This window comes from Pantoea sp. MBLJ3, from assembly GCF_000816655.1.
In the GTDB taxonomy this organism is placed as follows: domain Bacteria; phylum Pseudomonadota; class Gammaproteobacteria; order Enterobacterales; family Enterobacteriaceae; genus Pantoea; species Pantoea eucalypti.
In genome coordinates this window covers 272,704-290,715 of the sequence record NZ_JSUT01000003.1, presented here as the reverse complement: position 1 = coordinate 290,715, position 18,012 = coordinate 272,704, and the positions used below count along the sequence as shown (strand labels likewise).

Here is an 18,012-nt window from a genome sequence, read left to right as displayed (position 1 = left end):
CGGATCTGACTATGACCATTAAAAGCGTAATTTGTGATATCGATGGCGTGCTGATGCACGACAACACGGCCATTCCCGGCGCGCAGGAATTTTTACAGCGCATTCTGGCCAAAGAGATGCCGCTGGTGGTGCTGACAAACTATCCCTCGCAAACCGAGCAGGATCTGGCTAACCGTTTTGCCTCGGCCGGTGTTGAGGTTCCTGAATCCGTTTTCTATACCTCGGCAATGGCCACAGCCGATTTCCTGCGCCGTCAGGAAGGCAAAAAGGCCTATGTCATTGGTGAGGGCGCGCTGATTCACGAACTCTACAAAGCGGGCTTTACGATTACTGATGTGAATCCCGACTTCGTGATTGTCGGTGAGACACGCTCGTTTAACTGGGACATGATGCATAAAGCGGCTTTTTTCGTGGCTAGCGGCGCTCGCTTCATTGCTACTAACCCGGATACGCATGCGCGCGGTTTTATTCCTGCCTGTGGCGCGCTCTGTGCGGGTATCGAGAAAATCTCTGGTCGTCGCCCGTTTGTTGTTGGCAAACCCAGCCCCTACATCATGCGCGCCGCGCTGAACAAAATGCAGGCTCACTCTGAAGAGACGGTCATTGTTGGCGACAATCTGCGAACCGATATTCTGGCCGGTTTTCAGGCGGGTCTGGAGACGGTGCTGGTTCTCTCTGGCGTCTCCACGCTGACGGATATTGATGCTATGCCGTTCCGCCCGGACTGGATCTACCCTTCTGTTGCCGATATTGACCTGTTCTGATTCATTTCTCTTATGACGCATCCGGCTAATCTGTGATGCGTCCCCCTTTTTTTCCCCTGTTCCCGCGGGTTTCACTGCCTGTTTTTTGTTCACAAAAGCCATTCCATTGCTGATCCATCAACAAAACAACGTTTAAATTATCGTTTATTCAAAATTATTGCCATGCGAACAATATTTTTATCAGTAAATCACGATTCCTCTTGCGTTGAATGCACTAAATAGCGCATTTTCTTATGTATCACGCAGCGACAGGCTGCCGGACAAACGTAAAAGATAACATCGCCGTAAGGTGAGCTCAGGAGTCAGTTATGTGTTCAATTTTTGGTGTGCTGGATCTGAAAACCGATCCTGTTGAGCTGCGCAAAAAAGCGCTGGAATGTTCACGCTTAATGCGTCATCGCGGCCCGGACTGGTCAGGCGTCTTCGCCGATGATCATGCTATTCTGGCGCATGAACGCCTCTCAATTGTTGACGTTAACAATGGCGCACAGCCGCTGTACAACGCCGATCACACCCACGTACTGGCGGTTAACGGCGAAATTTACAACCATCAGGCACTGCGCGCTGAACTCAGCGATCGCTACGAATTTCAGACCGGCTCTGACTGTGAAGTCATTCTGGCGCTCTATCAGGAGAAAGGTGTCGATTTCCTCGACGAGCTGGAAGGCATGTTCGCCTTTATCCTCTATGACACCGTTAAAAAAACCTGGCTGATTGGTCGCGACCACATTGGCATCATCCCGCTCTATATGGGTAACGATGAGCACGGCAACCTGTTTGTTGCTTCAGAAATGAAAGCGCTGGTGCCAGCCTGCCGTTCTATCAAAGAATTCCCGCCGGGAAGCTATCTCTCCAGCACCGATGGTGAAATCCGTCGTTACTGGCAGCGTGACTGGATGGAATACAAAAACGTTGAGCACAACACCACCGACGCCGCTGGCCTGAAGCATGCGCTGGAAGAGTCCGTGAAAAGCCACCTGATGTCAGATGTACCTTACGGTGTGCTGCTGTCAGGCGGTCTGGACTCCTCCATCATTTCAGCTGTGACCAAGCGTTTTGCAGCAAAGCGGGTTGAGGATCAGGACAAAAGTGATGCCTGGTGGCCGCAACTGCACTCCTTCGCAGTCGGACTGGAAGGTTCACCCGATTTAAAAGCGGCGAAAACCGTAGCGGAACATCTGGGCACCGTGCACCACGAAATTCATTTCACCGTTCAGGAAGGACTGGATGCGATTCGGGATGTGATTTATCACATTGAAACTTATGACGTCACTACTATTCGCGCCTCTACGCCGATGTACTTAATGTCGCGTAAAATCAAAGCGATGGGCATTAAGATGGTGCTGTCTGGCGAAGGCGCAGATGAAGTCTTCGGCGGCTATCTCTATTTCCATAAGGCGCCAAACGCCAAAGAGTTCCACGAAGAAAACGTGCGTAAACTGCAGGCGCTGCATATGTTCGACTGCGCCCGTGCTAACAAAGCGATGTCAGCCTGGGGCGTTGAGGCACGTGTACCCTTCCTGGATAAAAAATTCCTGGATGTGGCGATGCGGATTAACCCGGCCGACAAAATGTGTGGCAGCAACGGTAAAATGGAGAAGCACATTCTGCGTGAATGTTTCTCCTCTTACCTGCCAGAGAGCGTGGCGTGGCGTCAGAAAGAGCAGTTCTCGGATGGCGTGGGGTACAGCTGGATCGACTCACTGAAAGAAGTCGCGGCGAAGCAAATCAGCGATCAGCAGCTGGCAACCGCCCACTTCCGTTTCCCGTTCAACACGCCAGGTTCGAAAGAAGCGTATCTTTATCGTGAGATCTTCGAAGAGCTGTTCCCATTAGCGAGCGCGGCAGAATGTGTGCCTGGTGGTCCATCGGTCGCCTGCTCTTCTGCCAAAGCAATTGAGTGGGATGAAGCGTTTAAAAACATGGACGATCCATCCGGACGTGCCGTCGGTGTGCATCAGTCAGCTTACAAATAAGCAGGCAGAGAGCCGTCAGAATGGGCCCGCTGCGGCCCATTTTTTTTACGATTAGCGTTGTATTCACTGAAAAATTGCCGAATAAACCGCCAGGCTGGTTATAAGCCAGTCAAACAGCAATTATCTGGCAAAAAACGGTAAAAAACTTGTTGACGCTGTCTGGTCAACTCCGCATAATGCGCCCCGCAACGCCGATGAAGGTAACGCGAAAAAAAGATGGCTACGTAGCTCAGCTGGTTAGAGCACAGCACTCATAATGCTGGGGTCACAGGTTCGATTCCCGTCGTAGCCACCATCTTTTTTTGCGGGAGTGGCGAAATTGGTAGACGCACCAGATTTAGGTTCTGGCGCCGCAAGGTGTGCGAGTTCAAGTCTCGCCTCCCGCACCATTTCATTATTCGGCAGCGTGGATGGGATATCGCCAAGCGGTAAGGCACCGGTTTTTGATACCGGCATTCCCTGGTTCGAATCCAGGTATCCCAGCCAATTTCGATGATTCTTGTATGCTGAGAACGGACGAATGGGATATCGCCAAGCGGTAAGGCACCGGTTTTTGATACCGGCATTCCCTGGTTCGAATCCAGGTATCCCAGCCATCATTGAAAAATGCAGTACAATTAGGCTACGTAGCTCAGCTGGTTAGAGCACAGCACTCATAATGCTGGGGTCACAGGTTCGATTCCCGTCGTAGCCACCATATAATTGGGGTGTCGCCAAGCGGTAAGGCACTGGTTTCTGATACCAGCATTCCGGGGTTCGAATCCCTGCACCCCAGCCATACAAAGACAATTTGAAAAACACCATTATTGGGGTGTCGCCAAGCGGTAAGGCACTGGTTTCTGATACCAGCATTCCGGGGTTCGAATCCCTGCACCCCAGCCAAATTGCACAACCAGGCCCGCTTTTGCGGGCTTTGTTGTTTTTGTCCCTTCTGAAACGTTCCACGCTTCCTGATTGCCGGCCCGCCCTGCGGCGAGCCTCAATGCGCAATGGTCTATAAACCCAGTGCGTATCGTAATACCTGTCGCTTCAGGACACCGGAATGCTCGGCAGCAATCAGTCCGAGATTACGCGCGAAGCGCAGTGGTGCCAGCTGATTGCTGAAAGCAAAGTAAAAGAGATCCATTCCGCCCTGCATCAGCATATTGTCTTTACGACGCTGCCGGTGATAGCGCTGCAATATCCGCTCTGACGCCCAGTCTTCCGCCGCACCGCGTGCGCTGACCAGCACCTCAATCAACGCATCAATATCGCGATAGCCAAGATTCACGCCCTGCCCGGCCAGCGGGTTAATGGTATGCGCGGCATCGCCAACCAGCGCCAGTCCTGGCAGGACATAGCGTGAAGCATGGCGACGCACCAGCGGAAAACCCCCTGCCGCATGGGCTTTGAAACGTCCCAGCCGCGCCGGGAAGTGGCTGGCAATCTCTTTTTCCAGCTGGGCCATCGGCATCGCCTGTAGCTGGCGCACTCTTGCAGGCGCGTCGTACCAGACCAGCGAGGCGCGATTGCCATACAGCGGCAGGAAGGCGCGCGGCCCCTGCGGCGTAAAGTGCTGCCAGGTCGCATCTCCTGCCGGATGTTCGCAGGTCACGCTGATCAGTAAACAGGACTGCGCATAGCTCCAGCCATGAATCCCGATGCCGGCCATCTGCCGCACCTGTGAGTTCGCACCATCTGCGCCAACCACCAGCCGGGTGTGTAAGGCCACGCCGTCGTTAAGATCAACGCGCCAGCCGCCATTTTCTGGCTGCAGATTTTCCAGCGTGGCCGGACAATAGCAGGTCACGCCCAGCGACTGCATCTCCTCCCACAACGCCCGCTGAAGCACGCTGTTCTCAACCATAAAACCCAGTTCAGGTAAGCCCAGCGAGGCAGCATCAAAACTTACCTGCGCCGCTTGCCACTCCCAGGTTTCCAGCCGGCGATAGGGCGCGCTGCGCATCGCGTCTACCCGCGGCCAGACGTTAAGTTGCTTCAGTAACGCCACCGAGGAGGATCCGATCGCTGAAATTCGCAAATCGGGATCGCTATCGGCCTCAAATGGAGCGGGTTCGGCACGCTCAATGACCGCCACGCGAAAATGTTGCTGTGTCAGTCCACAGGCCAGCGCAGCACCGACCATGCCACCGCCGACAATCACGACATCAAACTGATTATCCTGCATTGCTTATATCCCTCTCTTATTCCCGCCAGCCTGCGCAACACGGGTCTGAATAGAGCAAAGTGTACCGGAAAACCCGAAGGCTGGCAGAAAAGCCCTCAGGCTGGTCACAACAGCATCAAAGCATTACAATACGCGCCCCTCACTTCACTGCACTGAATCAATGGCTAGCGCGATGACAAAAAAACTGCATATCAAAACCTGGGGATGTCAGATGAATGAGTATGATTCATCCAAGATGTCTGATCTGCTGAACACGACGCACGGCTACACGCTGACCGAGGTCCCTGAAGAGGCGGATATCCTGCTGCTTAACACCTGTTCTATTCGTGAAAAAGCGCAGGAGAAAGTGTTCCACCTGCTGGGACGCTGGAGAAAACTCAAAGAGCGCAATCCGGATGTCATTATCGGCGTTGGCGGCTGCGTCGCGTCGCAGGAAGGGGACCATATTCGCCAGCGTGCTCCCTGCGTCGATATCGTTTTTGGTCCGCAGACACTCCATCGTCTGCCGGAAATGATTAACACCGTGCGCGGCACCAAAAGTCCGGTGGTCGACATCAGTTTCCCGGAAATTGAGAAATTCGATCGCCTGCCGGATCCGCGCGCAGAAGGTCCCACAGCCTTTGTTTCTATCATGGAAGGCTGCAACAAATATTGTACTTTCTGCGTGGTTCCTTACACACGCGGCGAGGAAGTGAGCCGTCCCAGCGATGACATTTTGCTGGAAATCGCGCAGCTGGCGGCGCAGGGTGTGCGTGAAGTTAACCTGCTTGGCCAGAACGTCAACGCGTATCGTGGCGCCACCTTTGACGGTGAGATCTGTACCTTCGCCGAGCTGCTGCGCCTGGTCGCTGCTATCGACGGTATCGACCGTATTCGTTTCACCACCAGCCACCCGATTGAGTTTACTGACGACATTATCGAGGTCTACCGCGATACCCCGGAGCTGGTGAGTTTCCTGCATCTGCCCGTTCAGAGTGGATCGGACCGTATTCTGACGCTGATGAAGCGTGCGCACACCGCGCTGGAATATAAGGCGATTATCCGCAAGCTGCGCGCAGCGCGGCCCGATATTGAGATCAGTTCTGACTTCATCATCGGCTTCCCGGGTGAAACGCAGCAGGATTTCGAGCAGACCATGAAGCTTATCGCCGAGATCAATTTCGATGTCAGCTTCAGCTTTGTCTACTCTGCCCGTCCTGGCACGCCAGCCGCTGACCTGCCGGATGATGTCAGCGAAGAGGAGAAAAAGCAGCGTCTGTGGATCCTCCAGGACCGCATTAACCAGCAGGCGCAGGCGATCAGTCGCCGCATGGTGGGCACCGTGCAGCGTATTCTGGTAGAAGGCATCTCCCGCAAGAACGTCATGGAAGTTTCCGGCCGCACCGAAAATAACCGTGTGGTTAATTTCGAAGGCTCGCCTGAGATGATTGGCCGTTTTGTGGATGTTGAAATTGTCGATGTCTACACCAACTCGCTGCGCGGCAAACTGGTGCGTACCGAAGAAGAGATGGGCCTGCGTATGGCGGAAAGCCCGGCCTCTGTGATTGCCCGTACCCGCAAAGAAAACGAAATCGGCGTGAGCCTGTTCCAGCCGTGATCCCTGCACTACCGGGCGGCAGCGCGCAGCGCGTTGCCGCCAATTTCACGCCGCGACACTTGGTTTATGAAAGTGTCGCCCAAATATCTCTCCTTAAGCTTGCGCCCAGGCGTTACGGCATAAATAATTTCGTTATGGTGCACACGGTTAAGCCCAACGGTGCGTCAGACACATCCCATAACTGGCCCTGAGTGACCCAAAGGATTCGTTTGAATATCGAAACTCGTGAAATCGCCCTTGAACCGGCTGATAACCGTCGACTGATGAGCCTGTGCGGGCCGTTCGACGATAATGTGAAACAGCTTGAGCGTCGTCTGGGCATTGAGATCAATCGTCGCGACAATGTCTTTAAGCTGGTGGGACGTCCACTGTGCGTCAATGCCGCCGCAGATATTCTGAAAACCCTCTATGTCGACACCGCGCCGATGCGTGGTGAGATCCCGGATATTGAGCCGGACCAGATTCACCTGGCCATCAAAGAGAGCCGGGTACTGGAACAAACCGCCGAAAGCGTGCCGGAGTACGGTAAAGCGGTCAATATCAAGACCAAGCGTGGTGTGATTAAGCCACGCACGCCAAACCAGGCGCAGTACATCGCGAATGTGCTCGACCATGACATCACCTTTGGCGTCGGCCCGGCGGGTACCGGTAAAACCTATCTGGCGGTGGCAGCCGCAGTGGATGCCCTGGAGCGTCAGGAGATTCGCCGCATCATGCTGACGCGCCCTGCCGTCGAAGCGGGTGAAAAACTCGGCTTCCTGCCTGGCGATCTGAGCCAGAAAGTCGACCCATATCTGCGTCCGCTCTACGATGCCCTATTTGAAATGCTCGGTTTTGAGCGGGTAGAAAAGCTGATGGAGCGCAACGTTATTGAGGTGGCTCCGCTGGCTTACATGCGTGGTCGTACCCTGAACGATGCATTTATCATTCTTGATGAGAGCCAGAACACCACCATCGAGCAGATGAAGATGTTCCTGACGCGCATCGGCTTTAACTCCAAAGCGGTAATTACCGGCGACGTCACCCAGATTGACCTGCCACGTCACGTTAAGTCGGGCCTGCGGCATGCCATTGAAGTGCTGGCAGACGTTGAAGAGATTAGCTTTAACTTCTTCCACAGTGAAGATGTGGTGCGCCATCCGGTGGTTGCCCGCATTGTTACCGCCTATGAAGCCTGGGAAGCGGCCGATCAGACCCGTCGCGATCAGCAGGCTGAAGAGCGTAAACGTGAAGCACTGGCTGCACAGAGCACCTCGCAGGAGAGCAAATGAGTGAGGTCATTCTCGACCTGCAGGTCGCCTGTGAGAACACGGCGGATCTGCCGGATGAAAGCCTGTTTCATCGCTGGCTTTCCGCGGCTGTTACCCCTTTTCAGCCCGAAAGCGAAGTCACCGTCCGTCTGGTCGATGAAGCGGAGAGTCATGAGTTAAATCTGACTTATCGCGGCAAAGACAAGCCGACAAATGTTCTCTCCTTCCCGTTTGAAGCACCACCGGGCATCGAGTTACCTCTGCTGGGCGATCTGATCATCTGCCGCCAGGTGGTTGAGCAGGAAGCCGCAGAACAGGGCAAAAGCGTTGAAGCCCACTGGGCGCATATGGTGGTACACGGCACGCTGCATCTGCTGGGTTACGACCATATTGAAGACGACGAAGCGGACGAGATGGAAGGACTGGAGACCGAGATAATGCTTGCTCTTGGGTATCCTGATCCGTACATTTCGGAGAAAGAAGACGCCTGAATCCCGAATTCTGGCTATCCGGCTGTCAGCACGGTTTGCTGACAGCACCTATTCCTCACCAGAGAGATCTATAAAAACCGCCATGAGCGACGACCATTCTCAAAACAGCGATGCACCCAGTAGTAAAAAGGGATTTTTCTCCCTGTTGATCAACCAACTTTTTCACGGTGAACCGAAAAGCCGTGATGAGCTACTGGAGCTGATCCGCGACTCGAATAACAAAGAGCTGATTGACCAGGACACCCGCGACATGCTCGAAGGGGTTCTGGATATTGCGGAGCAGCGCGTGCGTGACATCATGATCCCGCGCTCGCAAATGATCACCCTGAAACGTAATCAGAGCCTCGAAGAGTGTCTGGATGTCATTATCGAATCCGCCCATTCCCGCTTCCCGGTGATCAGCGAAGATAAAGATCATGTGGAAGGGATTCTGATGGCGAAAGATCTGCTGCCGTTTATGAGCAGCGAATCTGAGCCTTTCAGCATTGAGAAAGTCCTGCGTCCTGCGGTGGTTGTGCCTGAAAGTAAGCGCGTTGACCGGATGCTGAAAGAGTTCCGCTCCCAGCGCTACCACATGGCGATCGTTATCGATGAGTTTGGTGGTGTCTCTGGTCTGGTGACCATTGAAGATATTCTGGAGCTGATTGTCGGTGAGATTGAAGATGAGTATGACGATGAAGAAGATCGTGATATCCGTCAGCTCAACCGTCACACCTTTACGGTGCGCGCTCTGACCGCCATTGAAGATTTCAATGAGTTGTTTGGCACGCAGTTCAGTGACGATGAAGTCGATACCATTGGTGGTCTGGTGATGCAGGGCTTCGGCCATCTGCCCGCGCGCGGTGAAAGCATTGAGATTGAGGGTTACCAGTTCAAGGTAGCAATGGCTGACAGCCGCCGCATTATCCAGGTTCACGTGACCATTCCGGAAAACTCGCCACAACCTCAACTGGAAGACGAATAAGTCTATGGCTTTAGCCTCACTCTACCCGCGCCAGCGGGTTCGCCTGCTGCTGGCTTTAATGACGGGTGCGCTGGGCACCCTCGCCTTCTCTCCTTACGATTTCTGGCCCGCCGCCCTGCTGTCGCTGTGCGGCTTACAGCTCCTGACCCTGAACCGCTCAAGTCCGCAGGCTGCGGCAATCGGTTTTGTCTGGGGAGTGGGCTTATTCGGCAGCGGCATCAACTGGGTTTACGTCAGTGTCGCCACCTTTGGTGGCATGCCTGGCCCGGTGAATGTCTTTATCGTGGCATTGCTGGCGGCGTATCTGGCGATCTACCCGGCGCTGTTTGCCGGTGTACTGAATCGCATCTGGCCGCGCACAACGCTGTGGCGACTGGCGCTGGCCGCACCGGCTTTGTGGCAGATCACGGAATTCCTGCGCGGCTGGGTGCTGACCGGCTTTCCATGGCTGCAGTTTGGCTACAGCCAGATTGACGGCCCGTTAAAAGGTCTGGCCCCGCTGGCGGGGGTCGAGACCCTGACCTTCCTGCTGATGGTGGTGGCTGGCCTGCTGGCATATGCCCTGCAGCAGCGCAACGTCAGAAGTCTGGTCGCAGCATTGCTGCTGCTGGCCCTGCCGTGGCCGTTGCGCTATATCCAGTGGGTTCAGCCGATGCCCGAGCGTGCCGTCGAAGTGGCGCTGGTGCAGGGAAACATCCCGCAGTCGATGAAGTGGGATCCGCAGCAACTGCTCAACACCCTGCGCATTTATCACGGTCTGAGCCAGCCGCTCATGGGCAAAGCGCCGATTATTATCTGGCCTGAATCGGCGATTACCGATCTGGAAAGTAATCAGCAGCCGTTCCTGCATTCACTGGATGATGAACTGCGTGAACGCGGCAGTTCGCTGGTCACGGGTATCGTAGACTCCCGACTGGAGCAGAACCGCTATCACGATTACAACACCGTGATCGTGCTGGGTGGCAAGACGCCGTACAACTACTTCAGCGGCAATCGTTACCAGAAAAATCACCTGGTGCCATTTGGCGAATTTGTGCCGCTGGCCGATCTGCTGCGTCCGCTGGCTCCGTTCTTTGATCTGCCGATGTCGGCGTTCAGCCGTGGCAACTATCTCCAGCCGCAACTCCGCGTGGCGGGCTATAACCTGACCAGCGCCATTTGTTATGAGATCGTGCTGGGTGAACAGGTGCGGGCCAACTTCCATCCCGACACCAACTTCCTGCTGACCGTTTCGAACGATGCCTGGTTTGGCCACTCTATCGGCCCGTGGCAGCACTTCCAGATGGCGAGGATGCGGGCGCTGGAACTGGGTCGTCCGCTGTTGCGCAGTACCAACAATGGCGTAACTGCAGTGGTGAATGCCAGTGGTGATGTGGAAGCCATGCTGCCGCAATTTACGCGCGATGTCCTGACCAGCAAAGTTACGCCTACGCAGGGAGAAACCCCGTACGCGCGGGCTGGCATCTGGCCTGTCTGGTCACTGACGCTGCTGGCGGCGTTGATTGCCCTGCTGCGCCGACGCCGATAACAGCGCAGAGGCGTCATGGCGAAGCGAATGCTTCGCCTGAGGTTGTTGAAAACGCGCGGTGCTCAGGGAGTAAACGCCTTACGCAGAGACGCAAACACCGCCATCCCTGCCTTGCGCATCGCGGGCCATCTATGGCCCGCGATGCGCTGCTACAGGCGAAAGCTCCCCTCGCTTGACGTTTGTCTGCCGTAGGTGCGAGGTGCAAGTTTCGCCTTTTCTCCTTGTTATTTTCTGATACTCCCACTCCCTGACCGCATACTCTGCTGCCTTTCTCACCCTGCACCGCTTTCTGGCACGATGATTGCAAAATGTTTCACTGTTTTTCGCTAACGGCCTGATTGCAGACGCTGCCGCGAGGCGGATTGCACCAAAACTGTCGCACCTCCTGCACCGTAAACGCGCAGTGTGAGAAATTTGCCTTTTTTTGGTGCGGATCACCTCGCAAAAAAGAAACTTTTTTGTTTCATTGCGTTAACAATCCGCTATGTTAGTGACTCTTCTGCGCCCATTTAATCCGCAGAATGAGCAGAAACGCAGCACAAAACAGACACAACATCATAATCAGCGCAGGTTATATCCTGTGCCTTTTTCATACGAAGGAGTTGGAACATGCAACTACGCAAAGTGGCATTATCTCTTCTGCTGATCGGTGCAGCGGCGGGAGCGGCCCAGGCGGAAGATCTCAGCGGCACCCTGAAGAAAATCAATGACAATGGCGTCATTGTGGTCGGGCATCGCGAATCATCAGTTCCCTTTTCTTATTATGACAACCAGCAAAAAGTCGTCGGCTATTCACAGGATTACTCAAACGCCATTGTGGAAGCCATCAAAGCGAAGCTGAACAAGCCTGACCTGCAGGTCAAAATGATTCCAATCACCTCACAAAACCGTATTCCACTGCTGCAAAACGGCACCTACGATTATGAGTGTGGCTCCACCACCAATAACCTTGAGCGCCAGAAACAGGCGGCTTTCTCTGACACCATTTTTGTTATTGGCACCCGTCTGCTGGTTAAGAAAGATGGCCCGATCAAAGATTTCGCCGACCTGAAAGGCAAAACCGTGGTGGTAACCTCAGGGACCACGTCTGAAGTGCTGCTGCACAAACTCAACGATGAACAAAAACTGGATATGCGCATCATCAGCGCAAAAGATCATGGCGACTCGTTCCGTACACTGGAAACCGGCCGTGCCGTGGCCTTTATGATGGATGATGCCCTGCTGGCTGGCGAACGCGCTAAAGCCAAAAAGCCGGACAACTGGGAAATTTTAGGCACGCCACAGTCTAAAGAGGCCTATGGCTGCATGCTGCGTAAAGATGATCCGCAGTTCAAAGCGCTGGTAGATGAAACCATCGCCAAAGCCCAGACGTCGGGTCAGGCAGAAAAATGGTTCGATACCTGGTTCAAAAAGCCTATTCCGCCTAAGAATCTGAACATGAACTTTGAGCTGTCTGATGACATGAAAGCGCTGTTCAAAACGCCAAACGACAAAGCACTCAATTAACAAAAAAATACCCAATGGATTTCAGGTCACATTGAGTCGGCAGGAGAGCATGCATCCCGGGGAACTTACTCAGGTAGATGATTCGGATGCGTGGACATACATAGCCAACAAAATGCAGCCTGAAAGACGGCGGGTATAACAAGGGCGGCCTGGCTGCCCTCTCGATTGCTGAAACCGCGGCATGGACAGACAGACTGACACGGGTCGTTCCCCTGCGTCAGGACATAAAACGCCGTTCATCAATCTTCAGGGTAGCTTAGCTACCCTTTTTTTCCGGAGCTCGTTATGGGTATCGATTGGAACTGGGGCATATTTCTCGAACAGGCCCCGTTCGGTAACACGACCTACCTCGGCTGGCTGTGGTCCGGTTTTCAGGTGACGATTGCCGTCTCCTGCTGCGCCTGGATTATCGCTTTCTGCGTGGGTTCATTTTTTGGCATTCTGCGCACCGTGCCGAATCGCCTGCTGTCGACCATTGGCACCTGCTATGTCGAACTGTTTCGTAACATCCCGCTGATCGTCCAGTTCTTCTTCTGGTATCTGGTGGCGCCCGAGCTGGTGGGCGAGAATCTCGGCATGTGGTTTAAGTCTGAGCTGGACCCCAACATTCAGTTCTTCCTCTCTTCCATGATCTGTCTCGGCCTGTTTACCGCCGCCCGCGTTTGCGAGCAGGTGCGCGCGGCGATTCAGTCACTGCCGAGTGGACAGAAGAATGCTGGCCTGGCGATGGGATTAACCCTGCCGCAGACTTACCGCTATGTATTGCTGCCGAATGCGTATCGCGTGATTGTTCCGCCGATGACCTCGGAAATGCTGAACCTGGTCAAGAACTCCGCTATCGCCTCCACCATTGGTCTGGTGGATATGGCAGCACAGGCGGGCAAGTTGCTCGACTATTCTGCTCACGCCTATGAATCCTTTACCGCCATTACGCTGGCCTACGTCGCGATTAACCTGGTGATTATGTTGTTGATGAGTCTGGTCGAGCGCAAAGTCCGGCTGCCAGGCAATGCGGGAGGCAAGTAATGTACGACTTTGACTGGAGTTCGATTGCGCCCAGCCTGCCCTATCTGCTTAACGGCTTAGTGATTACCTTTAAGATCACGATTACCGCCGTGGTTTTCGGCATTCTTTGGGGCACCCTGCTGGCGGTAATGCGTCTGTCGACCTTTAAGCCCATCAGCTGGTTCGCCAAAATTTATGTCAACCTGTTCCGCTCAGTACCGCTGGTGATGGTGCTGCTGTGGTTCTATCTGGTGGTGCCGAGTTTCCTGCAACAGGTGCTGGGCCTGTCGCCTAAAACCGATATCCGCCTGATTTCAGCCATGGTCGCCTTTTCACTGTTCGAAGCGGCGTACTACTCAGAGATCATTCGTGCCGGCATCATCAGTATCTCACGCGGCCAGGGTAATGCCGCGCTGGCACTGGGTATGACGCAGTGGCAGGCCATGAAACTGATTATTCTGCCGCAGGCATTCCGGGCCATGGTTCCGCTGTTACTGACGCAGGGTATCGTGCTGTTCCAGGATACCTCTCTGGTTTATGTGTTAAGCCTGGCGGACTTCTTCCGTACCGCGTCGACTATCGGTGAGCGCGACGGCACCCAGGTTGAAATGGTTCTGTTTGCAGGTCTGGTCTACTTCGTTATCAGCCTGAGCGCATCGCTGTTGGTCAGCTATCTAAAAAGAAAAAGGACGGTTTAAATGATTAGCCTGAAAAATGTTTCTAAGTGGTATGGTCACTTTCAGGTGCTGACCGACTGCTCAACCGAAGTCAAAACCGGTGAAGTGGTGGTAGTGTGCGGCCCGTCCGGCTCCGGTAAATCGACGCTCATCAAAACCGTGAACGGACTTGAGCCCGTTCAGCAGGGTGTGATTTCCGTCAACGGCACCGAAGTGAACAACAAAAAAACCAATCTGGCGCAGCTTCGCAGTCAGGTCGGAATGGTGTTCCAGCACTTCGAGCTGTTCCCGCATTTGAGCATTATTAACAATCTGGTGCTGGCGCAGGTAAAAGTGCTGAAGCGAGACAAAGCGGCGGCCCGCGATAAAGGGCTGAAGCTGCTGAAGCGTGTGGGACTGTCAGCCCATGCGGAGAAGTTTCCTGGCCAGCTCTCCGGCGGTCAGCAGCAGCGCGTGGCAATTGCGCGTGCGCTCTGCATGGATCCTATTGCGATGCTGTTTGATGAACCGACCTCCGCGCTGGATCCGGAAATGATCAATGAAGTGCTGGATGTGATGGTTGAACTGGCGCAGGAAGGGATGACGATGATGGTGGTGACACACGAGATGGGCTTTGCCCGTAAAGTCGCCAATCGCGTGATCTTTATGGATGAAGGGAAAATTATCGAAGACACCAACAAAGATGACTTCTTTAATAATCCGCAGTCTGACCGCGCTAAAGATTTCCTCGCTAAAATTCTGCACTAAACAACGTATGCGGGTCACTCAATGTGGCCCGCATAATGTTTGTTATCAGGGTTCAAAAGGCTGACGCTGGAACTGATCGTGGCCGCATTCCGGACAACGGGATAAGGTCTCAGGCGTATAGATTGCCCGGGTAAACTGGCACTTTTCACACACCAGATTGCCAAGACCGACCACTTCACCGCTCTGATAGACACCATGGTGATGCAGATCCTGAAAGACCTCACGCCACTCCAGCTGACTTTTATCCGTAATATCCGCCAGCTCTTTCCAGACGCTCTCGCGGATAATGCGCATAAACAGTGAGTCCGCCAGCGGTTCTTCAGCATCGCTGTAACTTCGGGCAAACTCGCCTAAATCACGGCGCACCGAACGCAGCGCCTGGTCAATCTCACTTTCTGACATATCATCGCGCACCAGCAACTGACTTCGCCGCCCGGCAATCAGCTCATCAAGGTTACGATCGCCCTGACGAAGACGTTCAGTCAATACGGCTAACGACTCGCGATACTCCTGAGCCACTTTATTCATTTTGTTCTCCTTTATGCAGACCCTCGCTGACTTAAGTTTAGTCGTAATGTTGCTTTTGCCGTGTCGTCTGTACAGTGAATTACAAAAGGGTGAAGAGGCTGACGCTTTCGGCAGAAATCGTGCCAGCAAAAGTGGGAAGTGTTGTTGATACGCGGCCTTATGGGTATGCTATGCGGATCTTAGAGCCAGAAAAATGTTTTTCATAAAGGACCACAGGCAGCCATGCAAGAGCAATACCGCCCGGAAGAAATTGAATCCCGTGTGCAGCAGCACTGGGATGAAAACGAAACGTTTAAAGTGACTGAGCAGGAAGGTAAAGAGAAATACTATTGCCTCTCCATGTTGCCCTATCCTTCTGGCCGCCTGCACATGGGTCACGTTCGTAACTACACCATCGGCGACGTAATCGCGCGCTATCAGCGTATGCTCGGCAAAAACGTGCTACAGCCGATTGGCTGGGATGCTTTCGGCCTGCCTGCAGAAGGCGCTGCGGTTAAAAACAATACTGCACCTGCCCCGTGGACTTACGACAACATCGCCTACATGAAAAACCAGCTCAAACTGCTGGGCTTTGGCTATGACTGGAGTCGTGAACTGGCCACCTGCCAGCCTGAGTACTACCGCTGGGAACAGTGGTTCTTTACCAAACTGTATGAAAAAGGCCTGGTCTATAAAAAAACCTCCGCAGTGAACTGGTGCCCGAACGATCAGACGGTGCTGGCGAACGAGCAGGTGATCGATGGCTGTTGCTGGCGCTGCGACACCAAAGTTGAGCGTAAAGAGATCCCGCAGTGGTTTATCAAAATCACCGATTATGCGGAAGAGTTGCTGAACGATCTGGATACGCTGGAAGAGTGGCCTGAACAGGTCAAAACCATGCAGCGTAACTGGATTGGTCGTTCTGAAGGCGTCGAAATCACTTTCGACGTGGCAGAGAGCGAAGAGAAAGTTACAGTCTACACCACCCGCCCGGATACCTTCATCGGCGCAACCTATGTGGCTGTCGCAGCAGGTCATCCTTTGGCCACTCAGGCATCAGTCAATAATCCGGCACTGGCTGACTTTATTGCGGAATGCCGTAATACCAAAGTGGCCGAAGCCGATATGGCGACCATGGAGAAGAAAGGCATGGCGACCGGCCTGTCTGTTATTCATCCGCTGACCGGTGAGCTGCTTCCGGTCTGGGTCGCCAACTTCGTCCTGATGGAATACGGCACCGGTGCCGTGATGGCGGTTCCGGCACACGACCAGCGTGACTGGGAGTTTGCCACTAAATACGATCTGTCGATCAAGCCGGTCATCCTCAACCTGGATGGCTCCATTCCTGACGTCAGCGCTGCGGCGATGACGGATAAAGGCGCCCTGTTCAACTCGGGTGAGTTCAACGGCATGGATCACGCAACTGGCTTTAACGCTATCGCGGATTCACTGGCGGCAAAAAGCGTGGGCGTACGTAAAGTGAACTACCGTCTGCGTGACTGGGGTGTTTCCCGTCAGCGCTACTGGGGTGCACCTATCCCGATGGTGACGCTGGAAGATGGCACTGTGATGCCGACACCTGAAGACCAGCTGCCGGTTATCCTGCCGGAAGATGTGGTGATGGATGGCATTACCAGCCCGATCAAAGCGGATCCGGAGTGGGCGAAAACCACAGTAAACGGTCAGCCAGCGCTGCGTGAAACGGACACCTTTGACACCTTTATGGAGTCCTCCTGGTACTATGCGCGTTATACCTGCGCCAGCTACAAGGAAGGCATGCTGGACCCGGCCGCAGCAAACTACTGGCTGCCGGTCGATCAGTATGTGGGTGGTATCGAACACGCCATCATGCACCTGATGTATTTCCGCTTCTTCCACAAGCTGCTGCGTGACGCGGGCCTGGTGAACTCTAATGAGCCAGCAAAACGTCTGCTGTGCCAGGGCATGGTACTTGCTGATGCCTTCTACTACCTGGGCAACAACGGCGAACGTAACTGGGTTTCCCCGGTTGACGTTGAAGTTGAGCGTGACGAGAAAGGCCGCATTATTAAAGCGACCGACACGCAGGGCCGCGACGTGATCTACGCGGGCATGAGCAAAATGTCGAAGTCGAAAAACAACGGCATCGATCCACAGCTGATGGTTGAGCGTTACGGCGCCGATACCGTACGTCTGTTTATGATGTTTGCTTCGCCAGCAGATATGACGCTGGAGTGGCAGGAATCGGGCGTTGAAGGGGCTAACCGCTTCCTGAAACGTGTCTGGAAGCTGGTCTACGAGCACACCTCACAGGGTGCGACCGTGGCACTGGATGTGGACAGCCTGAATGACGAGCAGAAATCGCTGCGTCGTGACCTGCACAAAACCATCGCCAAAGTGGCGGATGATATCGGCCGTCGTCAGACCTTCAACACCGCTATTGCGGCAATCATGGAGCTGATGAACAAGCTGGCCCGCGCTCCGCAGGAGAGCGAGCAGGATCGCGCCCTGATGCAGGAAGCGCTGCTGGCTATCGTCCGTCTGCTCTATCCGTTTACCCCGCACGCCTGCTATGTTCTGTGGCAGACGCTGGGCGGCGAAGGCACCATTGATGAAGCGAGCTGGCCGGTTGCTGATGAAGCCGCTATGGTTGAAGATTCACTGCTGGTGGTGGTACAGGTTAACGGTAAAGTGCGCGGCAAAATCACCGTACCCGCCGATGCAACACAGGAACAGGTTCAGGCACGCGCTGCGCAGGAGCATCTGGTGGCGAAGTATCTGGACGGCGTGACTATCCGTAAAGTCATTTATGTACCGGGCAAACTGCTTAACCTGGTCGTAGGTTAAGTTCAGG

General features: G+C 54.2%; 14 protein-coding genes and 7 tRNA genes. 19 read left to right on the top strand and 2 right to left on the bottom strand.

What is annotated here, in order from left to right:
• Nucleotides 1-11: 11 nt before the first annotated feature.
• From NP77_RS04465 to NP77_RS04425, 9 genes are all read left to right on the top strand, one after another.
• Nucleotides 12-764, top strand: a complete 753-nt coding sequence (locus tag NP77_RS04465; RefSeq protein ID WP_039659167.1) for an HAD-IIA family hydrolase — start codon at nucleotides 12-14, stop codon at nucleotides 762-764.
• 308 nt (nucleotides 765-1,072) lie between these two features.
• Entirely contained in the window at nucleotides 1,073-2,740 is a 1,668-nt protein-coding gene (gene asnB / locus NP77_RS04460; protein WP_003852788.1) for an asparagine synthase B, read from the top strand.
• Nucleotides 2,741-2,958: 218 nt separating this feature from the next.
• A tRNA-Met gene (locus NP77_RS04455) sits at nucleotides 2,959-3,035 on the top strand.
• Between the two features lie 9 nt (nucleotides 3,036-3,044).
• Nucleotides 3,045-3,129 (top strand) — tRNA-Leu (locus NP77_RS04450).
• 22 nt (nucleotides 3,130-3,151) lie between these two features.
• Nucleotides 3,152-3,226, top strand: a tRNA-Gln gene (locus NP77_RS04445).
• A 35-nt stretch (nucleotides 3,227-3,261) separates the two neighbouring features.
• Nucleotides 3,262-3,336, top strand: a tRNA-Gln gene (locus NP77_RS04440).
• A 24-nt stretch (nucleotides 3,337-3,360) separates the two neighbouring features.
• Nucleotides 3,361-3,437, top strand: a tRNA-Met gene (locus tag NP77_RS04435).
• 6 nt (nucleotides 3,438-3,443) lie between these two features.
• Nucleotides 3,444-3,518, top strand: a tRNA-Gln gene (locus NP77_RS04430).
• 29 nt (nucleotides 3,519-3,547) lie between these two features.
• Nucleotides 3,548-3,622: transfer RNA gene (locus NP77_RS04425), tRNA-Gln, on the top strand.
• A 112-nt stretch (nucleotides 3,623-3,734) separates the two neighbouring features.
• Here the strand turns inward: NP77_RS04425 and ubiF are convergent.
• Nucleotides 3,735-4,907, bottom strand: a complete 1,173-nt coding sequence (ubiF, locus tag NP77_RS04420; RefSeq protein ID WP_039659165.1) for a 3-demethoxyubiquinol 3-hydroxylase — start codon at nucleotides 4,905-4,907, stop codon at nucleotides 3,735-3,737.
• 172 nt (nucleotides 4,908-5,079) lie between these two features.
• On the opposite strand from ubiF, the gene miaB reads away from it, so the two are divergent.
• From miaB to NP77_RS04375, 9 genes are all read left to right on the top strand, one after another.
• Nucleotides 5,080-6,504 (top strand): tRNA (N6-isopentenyl adenosine(37)-C2)-methylthiotransferase MiaB, encoded by a 1,425-nt coding sequence (gene miaB, locus NP77_RS04415; RefSeq protein WP_003853992.1) that lies wholly within the window; start codon nucleotides 5,080-5,082, stop codon nucleotides 6,502-6,504.
• Between the two features lie 209 nt (nucleotides 6,505-6,713).
• Entirely contained in the window at nucleotides 6,714-7,775 is a 1,062-nt protein-coding gene (locus tag NP77_RS04410; protein WP_003853995.1) for a PhoH family protein, read from the top strand.
• Nucleotides 7,772-8,245, top strand: a complete 474-nt coding sequence (ybeY, locus tag NP77_RS04405; protein WP_039659164.1) for an rRNA maturation RNase YbeY — start codon at nucleotides 7,772-7,774, stop codon at nucleotides 8,243-8,245. Before NP77_RS04410 ends, ybeY begins: the two co-directional genes overlap by 4 nt.
• 82 nt (nucleotides 8,246-8,327) lie before the next feature.
• The gene (gene corC, locus NP77_RS04400; protein WP_039659162.1) at nucleotides 8,328-9,209 is read left to right on the top strand and encodes a CNNM family magnesium/cobalt transport protein CorC; all 882 of its coding nucleotides are present in this window, start codon (nucleotides 8,328-8,330) and stop codon (nucleotides 9,207-9,209) included.
• Between the two features lie 4 nt (nucleotides 9,210-9,213).
• Nucleotides 9,214-10,737 (top strand): apolipoprotein N-acyltransferase, encoded by a 1,524-nt coding sequence (gene lnt, locus NP77_RS04395; protein WP_008925003.1) that lies wholly within the window; start codon nucleotides 9,214-9,216, stop codon nucleotides 10,735-10,737.
• Between the two features lie 609 nt (nucleotides 10,738-11,346).
• Nucleotides 11,347-12,243: an amino acid ABC transporter substrate-binding protein gene (locus tag NP77_RS04390; RefSeq protein ID WP_003854004.1), complete on the top strand. Its 897-nt coding sequence runs from the start codon at nucleotides 11,347-11,349 to the stop codon at nucleotides 12,241-12,243.
• A 285-nt stretch (nucleotides 12,244-12,528) separates the two neighbouring features.
• Complete coding sequence (locus NP77_RS04385; protein ID WP_003854005.1) at nucleotides 12,529-13,269, top strand: amino acid ABC transporter permease; 741 nt, start codon at nucleotides 12,529-12,531, stop codon at nucleotides 13,267-13,269.
• On the top strand, nucleotides 13,269-13,946 hold the full coding sequence (gene gltK / locus NP77_RS04380) for a glutamate/aspartate ABC transporter permease GltK (RefSeq protein WP_003854008.1): 678 nt from the start codon (nucleotides 13,269-13,271) through the stop codon (nucleotides 13,944-13,946). The genes NP77_RS04385 and gltK overlap by 1 nt, the downstream gene beginning before the upstream one ends.
• The gene (locus tag NP77_RS04375) at nucleotides 13,947-14,672 is read left to right on the top strand and encodes an amino acid ABC transporter ATP-binding protein (protein WP_003854011.1); all 726 of its coding nucleotides are present in this window, start codon (nucleotides 13,947-13,949) and stop codon (nucleotides 14,670-14,672) included.
• A 45-nt stretch (nucleotides 14,673-14,717) separates the two neighbouring features.
• Here NP77_RS04375 and NP77_RS04370 read toward each other — a convergent pair whose 3' ends face one another.
• Nucleotides 14,718-15,200, bottom strand: a complete 483-nt coding sequence (locus NP77_RS04370; RefSeq protein ID WP_003854013.1) for a zinc ribbon-containing protein — start codon at nucleotides 15,198-15,200, stop codon at nucleotides 14,718-14,720.
• A 222-nt stretch (nucleotides 15,201-15,422) separates the two neighbouring features.
• Between NP77_RS04370 and leuS the strand changes: the two genes are divergently transcribed.
• Complete coding sequence (gene leuS, locus NP77_RS04365; RefSeq protein WP_008925002.1) at nucleotides 15,423-18,005, top strand: leucine--tRNA ligase; 2,583 nt, start codon at nucleotides 15,423-15,425, stop codon at nucleotides 18,003-18,005.
• Nucleotides 18,006-18,012: the final 7 nt, after the last annotated feature.